The sequence below is a fragment of the Shimia sediminis genome (assembly GCF_003990645.1).
In the GTDB taxonomy this organism is placed as follows: domain Bacteria; phylum Pseudomonadota; class Alphaproteobacteria; order Rhodobacterales; family Rhodobacteraceae; genus Shimia; species Shimia sediminis.
The window spans coordinates 13,235-27,486 of sequence record NZ_RYZK01000008.1; the positions used below are offsets into that span (position 1 = coordinate 13,235).

Consider the following 14,252-nt stretch of genomic DNA (forward strand, 5'->3'; position numbering starts at 1 on the left):
GTTCTCTTAGTTAATGGAATTAACAAACGCACTGCAGCGTTCGCTTTGCGGATTGTTAAACACTTGCTCAGGTGTTCCCGCTTCGTCGATAAGTCCTTGATGTAGAAATATGACGCGACTGGACACATCGCGAGCGAAGCGCATTTCGTGGGTGACAAGAACCATGGTTCTACCCTCTTCGGCGAGGTCTCTAATGACCATCAAGACTTCGTTGACCAACTCAGGATCGAGCGCGGATGTGGGCTCGTCAAACAGCATCACCTCAGGATCAACTGCCAGGGCTCTGGCAATAGCGACGCGTTGTTGCTGGCCACCGGACATAAACGACGGGTAGACGTCGCGCTTTTCCCACATGCCAACGCGATTGAGCAGTGCTTCTGCCTTGTCTTTTGCCTCAACCTTAGACAGCCCAAGCACGTGAACTGGAGCCTCCATCACATTTTGGAGGACGGTCATATGCTCCCACAGGCAGAAATTCTGGAACACCATAGCCAGACGCTGCCGGACGCGTTCAACCTGGCGCAAGTCCTTGGGAACCTTGTTGCCGCCTACCAATTTATCTTTGAACTGGATCTCTTCTTTACTGACCTTAATTGTCCCGGCCGAGGGAAGCTCGAGCAGGTTTATGCAGCGCAAAAATGTACTCTTGCCCGAACCGCTGGCACCAATCATCGAGATAACATCGCCTTCATTGGCTTGAAGCGACACGCCTTTTAGGACTTCCAGTGATCCATAGTGTTTGTGCAAATCCACAACGTTTATGCGTTCAACTTCAGCAGTCATGTGCAGTTCCTCTCCAAAGGCCGGGCGAACAGTTCCTCATGCGACTGCCTGTGATTTGTCATGGGCGGCTGCGACGGCGACAATGGCACGTTCAACATCGGTGGCAGTGTTGTAATGCCCAATCCCAAAACGGCAGACGCCATTGTTTCGATCATGGTCAAATTGTTCGAGAATCCTGATAGCGTAATTGTGCCCATGCCAGACATTTATTCCCGCCGAAGCCAGCTGTTCGGCAAGCACCTTATGGGGCACAGACGATGAGATAAGAGAGACAGTTGGCACCCGGAAATCCATTTTTGACGGATCGGAAATGCCGAAAATGGAAACACCAGGGATATCTGTCAGGCCGTTCACCAGCTGGTGGCACAAGGCGTCTTCATGGTATTTCGCCAATTCAAGAGCGGCGTGTATCGCCGCAATCCCTGTTGTTTCGGGCCGCAGCTTTTGCCCCAAATCCTCGAAATAGTCGAGACATCCGTTCAATGAAGCATGAAGTTCGTACTGAGGCGTGCCGCGTTCGAATTTCGCGTTTGGATGCTGAACCGTGCAGGCAACGCAATCGGCTGGAAGGTCGTTCAGGACGTCTTTTCGTCCCCAAAGAACTCCCAGATGTGGACCGTAGAATTTATAAGCAGAACACACCAAAAAATCACAACCAATAGATTTTACATCGACAATGTCATGGGGGGCGAATTGTACCGCGTCGATGTAAACCAACGCCCCCACAGACTTGGCGCTTTTGGTCAGCGCATGTACGTCGTTGATCGACCCTGTCAGATTGCTGGCGTAGTTCAGCGCGACCACCTTGGTTTTGTTGCTCAGCTGTTCCTCCAGCGCGCTTTGTTCAACACGCCAGCTCTCTGGATCCACTTCGACCCGCCGAATGACCAGACCAAAATCTTTCGCCGCAAGAAGCCAAGGTGAAAAATTCCCTTCGTGTTCTTGATTGGTAAGGACAATCTCGTCACCTGGCGACAATGTTCTGGCAATGGCGCGTGACATCTGGAATGTCAGCTCCGTCATGGAAGGGCCGAAGACGATTTCCTCCGGATCATCCGCCCCCAGAAAAGCCGCGGCGCGCCGTTCTGCACGCAACAATTCTTCTCCGGCAGCGATAGACCGGGCAAAGGCTCCGCCTAGATTGGCTGTCGCATCAGCACCGGTTCTTTGCATGGCCCGAAAAACCTGATCGGGCAGCTGCGTGCCAGCGGGATTGTCAAAAAAAACAGTTTCGGAATTGCCGATTGCAGGAAACTGGGATCTTACAAAGTCCACTGGGAAATTCGAGTTCAAGTCAGCTGTGTTCATCTGCGTTTGTCCTGTCAGGTCATTTGGCTGTGCGAGAGTTTCTTGGCAACGACACACAAGAGTTCAAAGAGAATGGACGCGCCAAGGAATGCCGTGTTCCCAGACGCATCAAAGGGGGGGGACACTTCAACAACATCAGCACCAACGATATTCACGCCCTCTAGATGTCGCACCACTTCAAGTCCTTGGAAACTGTTAGGCCCGCCTATTTCAGGCGTTCCGGTGCCGGGGGCGAATGTTGGATCAACGAAATCAATATCGTAAGAGATATAGGTCTCTTTGAGCCCAGCGATGTCGCGCGCTTCTTCCATGACGTCGGGCACCGACCTGGCATGAAATTCCTCTATCGGAATAACGCGTATCCCGACCGCATCCGCAAAATCGCGATCCTCATTGTCGTAGGTTGAGCCCCGAATGCCGATCATACAAACCCGTTTGGGATCCAGCAGGCCTTCTTCCACGGCTCGACGGAACGGAGTGCCATGGGTGTATTGGGTGCCACCGAAGTAGCTGTTGAACAAGTCGGTATGGCTGTCGAAATGAATCATACCTACCGGGCCTCCACGCGCAACTGCGCGCAAGATTGGCAGCGAAGACAGATGGTCCCCACCTGCCGTGAGCGGAAATATTTCATGGTCCAGCACTGAACGATAAAATTCAGTGATCCGCGTCATGCTTGCCATCAGATCGGCAGGATTTGGGGCGACATCACCAAGATCGGCACAGTTGACCATCTCGAAAGGTCTGACTCCTGTCGCTCCGTTTTGCGCGCGGATCATTGTCGACATGTCGCGTAATTGCCTTGGTCCGTGTCTTGGACCAGGTCGGTTTGTTGTTCCACTGTCCCACGGCACACCGATCAGCCCCACCTGAACGTCTGGTAACCTGGGATGGTCGGGGCCGACGAACGGCAAGCGCATAAAGGTAGGTACGCCTGCAAATCGAGGTAGGTCAAATCCAGAAACGGGGTGAAAATATTTGTCTGTTGTGTCCATCGATCTCACCTACATAACGCTTCCGCCGTTCACCCCAAAACATTGGCCAGTGGTGAAACCACTGTGGGGTCCGGCGAGGTACAAGATCAATTCCGCTATCTCCGGAGCCTCACCAAAACGCGCCAGAGGCGTGTTGAGATCAGCAGCCCGCGCTTCGGCGCTCATATTTTCAGGGTCTGTCATAGATGTGTTGATAGGGCCAGGTGCCACGGCGTTGACCAGAATGTTCGGCGCAAGCTCATGCGCCCAGCTACGCGTCATGCTCAAGATCGCGCCTTTGGAGGCGGCATAAGCCGACATCCCTTCGCGGCCGAGCAGCGCCAAATCGCTTGCAACGTTGATTATCCTACCGGTCTGGCTATTCCGCACGAATTCACGGCCGAAAAGAAAGCAGCCGCGCAAGTTAACAGCGATAACGCTGTCGAAATCTTCAATCGTTGTTTCTGCCAGAGGCGCTTCGGACAAAATACCAGCGTTGTTGATCAGTACGTCGACGCTGCCGAACTCGACCCTAACCTGCTCAAAAACCGATCGCGCTGACGCCTCCGCTGAGACATCGGCGTTTATCTCGAGGCCCGTTGAGAGGGCATTGATGTCAGCCAGCGTTTTCGCTGCATCCATATCATTGAGATGGCAAAACGCGACCTTGTAACCAGCTCGCGCAAAAGCGAGACAGGTGGCTCGCCCAATGCCCCTTGAGCCGCCAGTCACCAGGACAGTTTTGTCACTATTCGTCATGACATAACTTCTCCACGGTCAATGTTGATTGCCTGACCTGTAATGTTGGCAGCACCATCACTGGCAAGAAAAAGGTAAAGCTGGGCAATATCTTCAGGCTCCATCAAGCCCGGCAAAGCTTGCGCATCAGACAGCTCTTGAGCCAGTTCATCGACTTCTTTACCGCTCGCGGTGGCCAACTCACACAGTGATTTCATGGCTGGACCCGTTTTAATCCAACCCGGACAGACCGCGTTGACACGAATTTGGCGTGACCCCAGCTCTTGTGCCCAGGTCCGTACAAGACCAAGCAACGCATGTTTAGACGCAACATATGCAGAAAAACCCGGTACCGCAGTACGAGACCAGATCGAAGCTGTCACCAGTATTCGTCCGCCATCCGGAATGCGGGTGATTAAAGCCTGAGTGACATTTTGAGTGCCCGATACGTTCGTCACTAACACACGATCAAAATCACTCTGCCCCTTCGTGCCTTCAGTTTGTAAAGGCGTAGGCAATTCAATCCCCGCATTGTTAACAAGGATATCGACCCGCTCCAAATGTCCGAGCACTTCCATTACCTGATTTCGATCTGAAATGTCGCACTGGATCGCGCGAACGTTCGGGCCGAGGTTTTGCGCTACTTCGCCGATATTGGACGTGTCGGACAAGATTGTCACTTCGGCACCGGCGCTCACAAATGCGGCTGCTACTGCTTTCCCGATCCCGCTGGAGGCCCCAGTGACCACCACCGTACTTTCAGAAAATTGGTATGTGATTCCCATCGACGGCTCCCTGTTCTTTGTAAATCTTTAGTGAGTAAAAATTTTTAATCAACTAATAATTTTGTTGAACTAACTTACCGTATCGCTCTATGCTCACCGTATGTTTAGAAGGAGTGGGCAATGACAGGCTTGAGAGCGCGTCAGAAAGAAGATCGTAGTCGCAAGATTTTAGATGCTGCACGCACCCTGTTTGAGAAGAATGGAATCGAAGGCACCAAGATCGAAGATATCGCAAACCATGCGGGGGTCTCTGGTGTCACGGTCCACAACTACTATAGGACGAAAGCGGGAATCCTGATTAATCTCATCATTGAGAATGATAGCCTATTGCTGGACAAACTGGAGACGCGCTGTACCCAGGAAAATCTATTCGATCTGAGTGTTATGTTCTCGCGCACTATTGCTGAACACGCCGTAAGCAACTTGAGAAAGGTTGTTTGGCGCCAGGTGATCGCTGCCGTGACAACTGACAACGCCGGCGACATCGCGAGTGCCTATTTTGAGCAAGACCAAAAGCTAGCTAGATTTTTGATCGGCAAAATCAGATCACTGCAACGAGACGGATGTATCCCGGCAAGCGTGAACGTTGAACATCTAGGAAAAGCCATCTTTCACTTGCAAAACGCACGCTTCATTCAGTTTGTTTGCTCTGAAGAATTGACGTCAGACGATGTGGCACACCGTATTCGAAATGATCTTTCCGCAATGTTCGCCGTCAATCCTCCAGGGAGCGCGGCCGTCAAAATTCACCCGCAGAACTGAAATTGAGGCCCATCGTGTATCAGCACCCGATAAAGTGGAGTGGCCAAAAGCAGTGCGCCGCATCAATCACGTTTGATATTGATGCAGATTCATTGGTGCGACTTGCTTGTCCGGACGACGCGGACCGTCGACTCTCCTCGGTTTCAATGGGGCGATATGGGCCAACTGTGGCTGTGCCTCGCATTTTGGAAACCTATACACGGCTTGGATTGAAGCAGACTTTTTTCATGCCGGGTTGGGTGATGGAGAACTACCCCGATACTGTCGACGACATCCTGGCTGGCGGCCATGAAATTGGACATCATTCATGGGCACATGAAGACCCACTAAAGCACTCAGATGCCCAAGAGGTGGAGCTATTTGAGAAAACCCTTGATGTGCACGTCAAAATGACCGGCCAAAAACCGCGCGGCTACCGTGCTCCGGTGTACAGTATCACTCCACAGATTGTACGCCTGCTGATCAAACACGATTTTTTGTATGACAGTTCGATGATGGCGGATGACCTGCCCTATCAGGTCAACACCAGTGAAGGTAATTTCATTGAGATCCCGCCACACTGGGGCACTGATGATTGGCCACCTTTCGCCCAACTTGCTGAACTTGATTATACAATGCCCGTGAGAAGCCCGAGTTCCGGACTGGCCAACTTCTTCGAAGAGTTTAATGCAGCCTACGCTACTGGCGGCTTCTGGATGCCAGTTCTGCACCCCTTCTTAACTGGCCGTATCGCCCGCTGGCGGTTGTTCGAACAGCGTTTGGAAGAAATAGTCGATCAAGGTGATGTTTGGATCGCCAAGATGGAAGACATCGCTAGTTACGCCGCCAAGCATGGCAGTTCTATCCGGCAAGAAACCATTTCACTGCCCGCCACCTGACGTAGATCAATTCCGCAAATTCGCGGAAACCCAATATATCAGAGGTCCCCATGAACGCAAAAAACACCCTATTCATCATCGCTGATGAACACACACGGCGCTATTCCGGATGCTACGGTGACCCGGTTGTCAAAACGCCGTTCCTTGACAAAATCGCGGCCGAGGGCGTCACTTTCACAAAAGCTTACACACCATCACCCACCTGTGTTGCTGCCCGCGCCTGTCTGGCAACGGGTGAATGGCTCCATCAGAATGAATATTTCAGTTCTGTTGAAGCATACGACATGACGCGACCCAGTTGGGGCCACCATTTGATTGATAAAGGCCACGAAGTTGTTTCAGTGGGAAAATTGGGCTACCTGCGGGCTGGACCGGGTAATGGGTTCACCCGCGAGTTTCTGCCAATCCACAACTTGAACGAACTGGGATGGGTACGCGGGCTTTTGCGAAATCCACTTTCTTTTCCCGAACCCAATGTTGAAGTGGTTGAATTTGCCAACCACGTAGGTGTGGGCGAAACAGATTACACAAAATATGATCGTGTCGTCAGCGAAACCGCTTGTGCCTGGCTCCGTCAGGCCGCCCAACGCGAACATGACAAGCCCTGGACCTTGTTTGTCTCCCTGACCAGCCCACATTACCCACTGATCTGTCCGCAAGAATTCTGGGATCTTTATGACGATGACGAAGTGGGAACAGCCCACCGCGGACCCGACATTGAAATCCACCCGCTGATGCAAGAACTGCGCAAGTTTTATAATTACGATGATCATTTTGACGCGGATCTGGCCCGCAAAGCGCGGCGCGCCTATTTTGGGCTTTGTTCGTTCACCGATTATCTGGTTGGCAATCTGTTGACAACGTTGGAACTGGCCGGGCTTAAGGACGATACCCGGGTTATCTATACGAGTGATCATGGCGAAATGCTGGGCAGTCACGGCCTGTGGACCAAATTCCAGATGTATGAAGATTCAGTGGCCATCCCAATGCTGATGTCCGGACCGGATATTCCTCAGGGCGTTACTTGTGACACGCCTGTTTCGCTGATCGACCTTTATCCTACCTTGATCGAAGCAGCTGGCGAACCGCTGAACGAGCGGGAAGAAAACCTTGATGGCGTCAGTCTTTTCAGGATCATTGAGGGGGAAAAGCCTGAGCGGTTTGTGCTGAGCGAATATCACGACGGCGGGGTTTCTACCGGTATCTTCATGCTGCTTAATGGCCCTTGGAAATACATCTACTATCCAGGCTTCCGACCGCAGCTTTTCAATCATGAGACCGACCCAAACGAGGATGTTGACCTCGCAGAAGACCCCAACTTTGCGAATGCTTTGGCAGAATGTGAAAACGCTCTTCGCTCAATGCTTGATCCTGAAAAGGTCAATGCTCGTGCATTGGAAAAGCAAGCGGCCATCATCGAAAAATTGGGCGGGTATGATGCGATCAACAATATGGAGCAATCCGATATCTTCATTGAAGTCGAAGCGCTATATGTGAACAACGCAGAGTTGCGCACACCTTGTGATTTGCTAGTAGCAAGTGAAGCTATAGTGCCGGAGTGAGAGTTAAAGTTGCAGGTAATGATGGAAAGGATATCCCCTGGGGCTGTTGCACTAATCGGTTGAGGCTGACCTTGTACCTTTGGGTTGCAGCGGATTATGCGGCTTTGAATAGCTGAAAGTTGAACAGGATTTCTCCCTGAACGCCAGGTTGTTTATGATGAATGTGGTCGCGCTTGATGGTGCGTTTAGTCTTTATCCCGCGCAGGGTTGCTTTGGCCGTTCGCAAGGAACGAAAGCTCTGTCGGTATCCCAATAGCCGCTTCATGGCGGCATGATCGCTTTCGATCAAGTTGTTTCGCCACTTTCGGTCAGTATGTCGAATGCTGTCAAAATGCGGAACATAGCGAAAGTTGATTTCGCGAATAACACGCCGATATGTCTGTGCCTTGTCGGTAACGATTGAGACAGGTCGGTGGAGACCAACACGCTCAATCGCTTTGTTCAGAAGGGCCTTGGCGGCTTTGGTGTCCCGCCGTGCAGTAAACCGGAAGTCGACCATCTGGCCGTTTGCGTCAACAGCACGCCAGAGATAGCGCCACTTTCCGACGACACGGATGTAAGTCTCATCAGCGTGCCAATCTACACTGGCGCGGCGTTGGTGTTTCTCGGTGCGCTTGGTCAACTCGGGGCCGAACTTCTGAACCCACCGAAACACGGTCGAACGATCAACTTCGATGCCTCGTTCGGCCAGCAAATCCGCGACATCCTGATAGGACAGTGGAAATCGCAGATACGAGCGAACGGCGCAAAGAATGATGCTACACGGGAAGCGATGGTGTTTAAACAGCGATCTACGCGGCATGGACAACCTCAAAACACAGCACGTCCCCAATGTTTGCGATTAATGCAACAGTCACCTTCAGCTTGGCATTCTGATCCTCCAGCGCCTTCGGCCGCGCGGCCTCCGACACTTCCATGCGCTATATTTGGACTTCAGCTTGTAAAGGGTCGCCGGGCTCAGGCCGTGCCGACGGCACACCTCAGCCGTCGACATCCCGGCATCTTGCTCTTTGATCATCCCGATGATTTGCGCCTCGGTGAAACGGCTCTTGCGCATTCGTCTGCTCCAAAATAGGTTGGGCAGGCTCTACTTCATGGTAAGGGATTTGCTGGGGTCAGGTCAGGCACCGGCGCATCATCTCGGCCAAACGGGGTTCGAACTGAAGCTCGTGTCCTCTGTGGGCTTGGCCCGGACACGTGAGGCCCTGCATGACAGCTGGGGCAAGAGCGATCCGAGAGGCGCTCAGGTCATTCTTCATATGCTGGAAATTGGTGCCGTGCAGTTCTTCTACGATCCGCTGGCGCCAGGTACTTCCGACATTCAGGAACTGTCGAAGAAACATGAGATTGTTTCGCGGTCGACGACCGAGCTCTGACACCGCATCCTGACCAATTACCTGACTCTGTTTTTTCGCGAAACCGAGCGATTTCAAAGAAGCTCCCTGACAGATTGGTTCCTGGCGCTTCTTGAGGAGTACCTGTCGCCACAAATGATCTCGGTCATGACCGGTGTTGCTTCAGGACACGGCAAGCACGCCGCTCAGAAACCTTGAACCGGCTACGCACATGCTCGATGCAGACCCGGCGGTGGGCGGGACTCAAAAGTTCCTCTTCGCAGCTTCCGACAGGATCAGCTTATCCAGGGTCAGATCAGAAACCGCTTTCCTGAGACGCTCGTTCTCCTTTTTGGAGCCGTTTGAGTTCCTTCAGCTGGCCGGTGCCAATACCACCGTATTGCTTGCGCCAATAGTAATAGGTCTGCTCGGTGATACCCGCCTCGCGGATCACATACACTGAGCAGACTGTCGATCCCGCCCACCTTCGCACAGCCCTGGACGATCGGAACCCCTAGCCTATCGGCTGGGCCAGAATTTTCCAAGAGAGTGCGAAGCTCTTGTTTCGGAACCAAGTCCGCTTTGGCCCATTCAAAGGAGTTGTTCTTTAGACAATCCCGCACATTCGGCTGTGTACAGAATATGCTCCTTCATTGACTCTCTAGCAGCAGCCGGGTTTCCTGCCTGTAATGCATCGATCAGGGTTCTGTGCCCAATTATCGAGATACGCATTTCTTCCGATTCGGCTCGAAGTACTGGTTGGCGTTGCGTTTCCCACATTTGGTCTTTGAAATGGCGATATAATGATGCCAGCATTTGATTTGGACAGTTGTTTGCTATGCACTCATGGAACGCTATATCCGCTTCAATGTGGGAAACAATTTCCATTTTGTTCCAAGATGCTTCCATTTGATCCGTCAGCATTTTCAGCTCTGCAACAATCTTGGAATTTACCGAGATTGCCAGCAACGACACCATTTCGCGTTCAAGAAAAAGGCGCGTTTGAAAGACGCTTTGTAAAGGATACTCCTTGATCTGGCGCCATGGAACTTCTTCATTTTCAGAAGAAGGAAGCTTGCGTGAAACAAACGTGCCGCTCCCCGGCTCAATAGTAATGAAGCCTATGTTTTCTAACAGCAAAAGCGCCTCTCGGAGTGTAGCTCTGCTTACGTTCAGGCTGTCTGCAAGTTCTCGTTGAGACAGTAGGCGCTCGCCTTCCTTCAGTCGCCCGGAACGGATCATGGATTGAATTTCCTGTGCTGTGGACAGCGGTTTCGATAATTTGAGTTGCATAGCTCCAGTTCCCTAAGGCATTGACATCCAATGGCAAATCACATCCGGGCTAAAGTACCAGCTTCGATGTAACAATTTATGTTGCATTTCAGCCTATATTCGTCAATGGTCTGTCTGGTCTGACCGGTCTGAATGGTCAGACCAATTGTTGCAAACAAACGGAAGAGGATACTTTGGTACATTCAAAGAGAATTAAGTCATCGATCTTGGGAATCGCCACGGCGGTGGTAGCGTCAACGTCTGCGATCGCGGCGGACCTTACTGTCGGCGTGAATGTCGGGAATGTCCCTTGGGAGTTTCAGCAAAATGACGGGCAGATTGTAGGCTTTGAAGTTGATTTGATCAACGAGATCGCAAATCGACTTGGAAAGTCGGTCGAGCTCCAGAACACTGCTTGGGAGGGGATCTTTACGGCAGTGCGTTCCGGCCGAGTAGACGTAGCCATCGCGTCAATCACAATAACCGACGAACGGCTGGAGTCGATTGGGTTTGCGCAACCCTACTATGACAGCGACCAGTCACTGGTTGTTATGGCTGACAGCGGCATTTCCACTCTGGAAGATATGCGGGGCAAAGTTGTTGCCGTGGACGCTGGCGCAACAGGCCACATCTGGGCTGACGAAAATCAAGCAGAAGTCGGGTTCGCTGAAGTCAGAACTTACCCCAATATCAACTCATCCATCCTGGATTTGAGCGCAGGCCGCGTTGACGCATACATTTCTGATATTCCGGCAATGCAATACTATGTTCGCGACAAACCGCAGTTTTCCGTCGCCGAACGAATTCCTACGGGCGAGCGCTATTCGATGATCTTCGCCAAAGGCTCGCCTCTGATCGCTGATGCTGACGCTGTTATCTCAGAACTGAAGGCAGAGGGATTCTTAGATAGCCTTCACGAAAAATGGTTCGGAGTACCTGCGGACGAGACATCTTCGACCGTCCAGGTACGGGAAATTCCGTAACCACTGCGGATTGCTGAAAGCCGCAATACTAATGGAGCTGCATGGCGAATGCCGTCATGTAGCTTTGCAAAAACTCCCGGCTGAGTGAAAGAACCCCTGATGGAAATTCTTGATACATTCTTTAACATCGACGTTTTGCGGCGAACCTGGCCGTTGCTGGTTTCTGGTCTGGGAACGACCCTATCGCTAAGCGTCGTCGGCATCGTCGCTAGCATGATTTGGGGTCTTCTTTTGGCTCTTGGTCGGCTGTATGGCAATTTGCCAATTCGATTCCTGGTCGGCGTCTATATCGACTTCTTCCGTTCCATTCCACTTCTGGTCTTGTTGATTGTCATCTACTATGCCCTCCCCTTCGTGAGTGTGAAATTCTCTCCATTTACCTCCGCTGCTCTCGCACTGATCCTTGTGGCCGGGGCTTATGCCGCTGAGATTTTTCGGGCGGGAATCCTGGCCGTCCCAAAAGGGCAATTTGAGGCAAGCGAAGCTCTTGGGCTGAGCTACTTCAGCATGATGAAGGACGTCGTTCTACCTCAGGCCGTAAAGGTCGTGATTCCCCCGCTGACGAACAACAGCGTGAATGTTCTGAAGGACACGGCGCTTGCATCAGTCGTAGCGATGCCCGATCTGCTTAAGCAAGCAACACAGGCTCAGTCGCTGGCAGCAAACCCTACTCCCCTTATTGGAGCAGCTATTATTTACGTGCTGATCCTATGGCCCCTGGTTGTTATCGTGTCGCGCCTTGAAACACGTTTTGCCACTGAGGAGCGGTGATGGAAAATTTCATCGACATTAAATGTCTCAACAAACACTATGGACACTTCCATGCACTCAAAGATGTGAGTCTCCAAGTTTCCGAAGGTGAAGTGGTCTGTGTGATTGGTCCTTCTGGGTCAGGAAAATCCACATTGATCCGCTGTATCAATATGCTGGAAGAGTTCGATCCAAGCAGTTCGATCGTGGTGGATAATATCCCGGTCAAGAAGGGTAAGTCCCTAAGGGAGATACGTGCCGAGGTCGGTATGGTTTTCCAATCCTTCAATTTGTTCCCACATCTGACAGTGTTGGATAATGTTATGCTCGCGCCGAAACGAGTTCGGAAGGCAAATGCTGACGAACTTCGAGAGAAAGCGCTCAGCCTTTTGGACAAAGTCGGCATCTCTGCTCAGGCTGACAAATATCCCAAGCAGCTATCAGGTGGTCAGCAACAGCGTGTTGCAATTGCCCGCGCGTTGGCGATGGAGCCAAAAGTCCTGCTCTTTGATGAGCCAACGTCCGCTCTCGACCCCGAAATGGTGGGCGAGGTGCTGGATGTGATAAAAAGCCTCGCGCACACCGGCGTGACAATGGTTGTTGTAACCCACGAGATGGGCTTCGCCCGTCAAGTCGCCGATAGGGTTGTGTTCATGGATGGTGGAGAGTTCGTAGAAGCAGGAGAACCGGCCGAGATATTCGACAACCCCAAAGAAGAACGAACACAAAAATTCCTTCAAGCCATTTTGAACCACTAATATCTAAGGAGAAACTAACGTGACTGACCAAATTGATACGGAATTTGTTCGTGGCCAGTTCCCTGGATTGTCGAATGGCTGGATCTTGATGGACAACGCCGGCGGATCGCAGATCTTGCAAAGTGGGATTGATCGGATCTCAGGCTTCTTGACCAATGAGTTTGTGCAACATGGTGGAAGCTATGAACTGTCACAAAAGGCCGAAAACACTCTCCACGAGGCCCGATGCGCGGCGCAGCTTTTGGTAAACGCTGAGCTTGCAGAAGAAATCATCTTTGCATCATCTTCTACGGTTTCCATTGCCAATCTCGCAAGAGCCATGAAGAGCCAATTTGCGGCTGGTGATGAGATTATTCTTTCCACCGGAGACCACGAATCCAATATCGGAGCCTGGGAGCAGTTCGAGAAAATTGGTGTAACGGTCAAGTTCTGGCCGGTTGATCCAGTAAGTCTGACCCTCAAGCTGGACGACCTTGAGCCGCTCTTGTCCGACAAGGTCAAGCTCGTCTGCGTGCATCACGTCTCCAACATCCTTGGGGTGGCTAATCCCGTGAAGGAGATTGCCGAAGTCGTACATAAGTACGGTGCCAAGATTTGTGTCGATGGCGTAGCCTTTGCGCCTCATCGCGCTGTGGATGTTCAAGACTGGGATATCGATTTCTATGTCATGAGCCTTTACAAATTCTATGGTCCTCACTGCTCTGTTTTGTACGGTAAGTACGAGCTGCTTTTGGAGTTGGATCCCATTTATCACAATTTTTATGGGAAAGAGATCGTGCCTGGAAAACTCGAACCCGGAGACCCCAACTATGAGCTGACTTCTGCCATCCCCTGCATCCCGGAATATCTGATTGAATTGGGACGTCGGAGCGGTGGTCAGGGTTCATCACGAGAACTACTTTGCGCAGGGTTCGAAGCAATTACTCGTCAAGAAGATTACCTCGTGAACGAAGTTTTGCGCTTTCTTGGAGCGCGCAATAACTGCTCAATTGTCGGCCCAGCAGTTAATGTCAACTCGTCGCGTTTACCAATCATTTCGTTTAAAGTCGGCGGAATGGATGCTGATGAAATTTGCCAGGCAATGGACAAGTACAAAATCGCAATCCGATTTGGTGAATTTCACGCAAATAGGTTGATCGAAAGTCTAAAAGCCTCTGAAAACAACGGTGTCGTCAGGATCTCGCTGGCCCACTACAATACAATCGAAGAGGTTCGGGCATTGATCGCCGCGTTGACACAGGTTTTTGAAGGTCAGCGGTATGAAGAAAACGCCGGCTGTTCACAAGCATAGTGGATCGAAGTGGGCAGGTTTTAAGACAATATCCGTTGTGAGCGATATCTGAACCGCGACTCTTGTTGTCTTCA

Annotated in this window: 14 protein-coding genes and 3 pseudogenes; 8 read left to right on the top strand and 9 right to left on the bottom strand. The window is 51.5% G+C overall.

The window, feature by feature from the left end; genetic code table 11:
* Positions 1–6 precede the first annotated feature (6 nt).
* The 5 genes from EK369_RS15545 to EK369_RS15565 are packed head-to-tail and all read right to left on the bottom strand — an operon-like array spanning position 7 to position 4,588.
* The gene (locus EK369_RS15545) at positions 7–783 is read right to left on the bottom strand and encodes an ABC transporter ATP-binding protein (RefSeq protein WP_127115187.1); all 777 of its coding nucleotides are present in this window, start codon (positions 781–783) and stop codon (positions 7–9) included.
* A gap of 36 nt (positions 784–819) precedes the next feature.
* Positions 820–2,091: a cysteine desulfurase-like protein gene (locus EK369_RS15550; RefSeq protein ID WP_127115188.1), complete on the bottom strand. Its 1,272-nt coding sequence runs from the start codon at positions 2,089–2,091 to the stop codon at positions 820–822.
* A 14-nt stretch (positions 2,092–2,105) separates the two neighbouring features.
* Positions 2,106–3,086, bottom strand: coding sequence for an agmatinase (speB, locus tag EK369_RS15555; protein ID WP_127115189.1), 981 nt, complete (start codon positions 3,084–3,086; stop codon positions 2,106–2,108).
* Positions 3,087–3,095: 9 nt separating this feature from the next.
* Positions 3,096–3,824 carry an SDR family NAD(P)-dependent oxidoreductase gene (locus tag EK369_RS15560; protein ID WP_127115190.1) on the bottom strand — a complete coding sequence of 243 codons (729 nt, stop codon included), beginning with the start codon at positions 3,822–3,824 and terminating at the stop codon, positions 3,096–3,098.
* On the bottom strand, positions 3,821–4,588 hold the full coding sequence (locus tag EK369_RS15565) for an SDR family NAD(P)-dependent oxidoreductase (RefSeq protein WP_127115191.1): 768 nt from the start codon (positions 4,586–4,588) through the stop codon (positions 3,821–3,823). Before EK369_RS15565 ends, EK369_RS15560 begins: the two co-directional genes overlap by 4 nt.
* Positions 4,589–4,708: 120 nt before the next feature.
* On the opposite strand from EK369_RS15565, the gene EK369_RS15570 reads away from it, so the two are divergent.
* Genes EK369_RS15570 through EK369_RS15580 form a run of 3 tightly spaced genes read left to right on the top strand, consistent with a single transcriptional unit; the run spans position 4,709 to position 7,790 of the window.
* Positions 4,709–5,350, top strand: a complete 642-nt coding sequence (locus EK369_RS15570; protein WP_127115192.1) for a TetR/AcrR family transcriptional regulator — start codon at positions 4,709–4,711, stop codon at positions 5,348–5,350.
* Positions 5,351–5,364: 14 nt separating this feature from the next.
* Positions 5,365–6,228 (top strand): polysaccharide deacetylase family protein, encoded by an 864-nt coding sequence (locus tag EK369_RS15575; protein WP_127115193.1) that lies wholly within the window; start codon positions 5,365–5,367, stop codon positions 6,226–6,228.
* A 50-nt stretch (positions 6,229–6,278) separates the two neighbouring features.
* Positions 6,279–7,790 carry a sulfatase family protein gene (locus tag EK369_RS15580; protein WP_127115194.1) on the top strand — a complete coding sequence of 504 codons (1,512 nt, stop codon included), beginning with the start codon at positions 6,279–6,281 and terminating at the stop codon, positions 7,788–7,790.
* Positions 7,791–7,884: 94 nt separating this feature from the next.
* Here EK369_RS15580 and EK369_RS15585 read toward each other — a convergent pair whose 3' ends face one another.
* Positions 7,885–8,592 carry an IS6 family transposase gene (locus EK369_RS15585; protein ID WP_127115195.1) on the bottom strand — a complete coding sequence of 236 codons (708 nt, stop codon included), beginning with the start codon at positions 8,590–8,592 and terminating at the stop codon, positions 7,885–7,887.
* 43 nt (positions 8,593–8,635) lie between these two features.
* Positions 8,636–8,847 (bottom strand): annotated as a pseudogene (locus EK369_RS15590) (transposase); the annotation flags it as partial.
* 64 nt (positions 8,848–8,911) lie between these two features.
* Between EK369_RS15590 and EK369_RS15595 the strand changes: the two are divergent.
* Positions 8,912–9,295, top strand: a pseudogene (locus tag EK369_RS15595) (IS110 family transposase); the annotation flags it as partial.
* Here the strand turns inward: EK369_RS15595 and EK369_RS15600 are convergent.
* Positions 9,294–9,575: pseudogene (locus tag EK369_RS15600) on the bottom strand (transposase); the annotation flags it as partial. The pseudogenes EK369_RS15595 and EK369_RS15600 overlap by 2 nt on opposite strands.
* 140 nt (positions 9,576–9,715) lie before the next feature.
* On the bottom strand, positions 9,716–10,417 hold the full coding sequence (locus EK369_RS15605; RefSeq protein ID WP_127115196.1) for a FadR/GntR family transcriptional regulator: 702 nt from the start codon (positions 10,415–10,417) through the stop codon (positions 9,716–9,718).
* A 206-nt stretch (positions 10,418–10,623) separates the two neighbouring features.
* Between EK369_RS15605 and EK369_RS15610 the strand changes: the two genes are divergently transcribed.
* From EK369_RS15610 to EK369_RS15625, 4 genes are all read left to right on the top strand, one after another.
* On the top strand, positions 10,624–11,379 hold the full coding sequence (locus EK369_RS15610; protein WP_206198104.1) for an ABC transporter substrate-binding protein: 756 nt from the start codon (positions 10,624–10,626) through the stop codon (positions 11,377–11,379).
* Between the two features lie 99 nt (positions 11,380–11,478).
* Positions 11,479–12,150 (top strand): amino acid ABC transporter permease, encoded by a 672-nt coding sequence (locus EK369_RS15615; protein ID WP_127115198.1) that lies wholly within the window; start codon positions 11,479–11,481, stop codon positions 12,148–12,150.
* The gene (locus EK369_RS15620; RefSeq protein ID WP_127115199.1) at positions 12,150–12,887 is read left to right on the top strand and encodes an amino acid ABC transporter ATP-binding protein; all 738 of its coding nucleotides are present in this window, start codon (positions 12,150–12,152) and stop codon (positions 12,885–12,887) included. The genes EK369_RS15615 and EK369_RS15620 overlap by 1 nt, the downstream gene beginning before the upstream one ends.
* A gap of 19 nt (positions 12,888–12,906) precedes the next feature.
* The gene (locus tag EK369_RS15625) at positions 12,907–14,178 is read left to right on the top strand and encodes an aminotransferase class V-fold PLP-dependent enzyme (protein WP_235871445.1); all 1,272 of its coding nucleotides are present in this window, start codon (positions 12,907–12,909) and stop codon (positions 14,176–14,178) included.
* Positions 14,179–14,252: the final 74 nt, after the last annotated feature.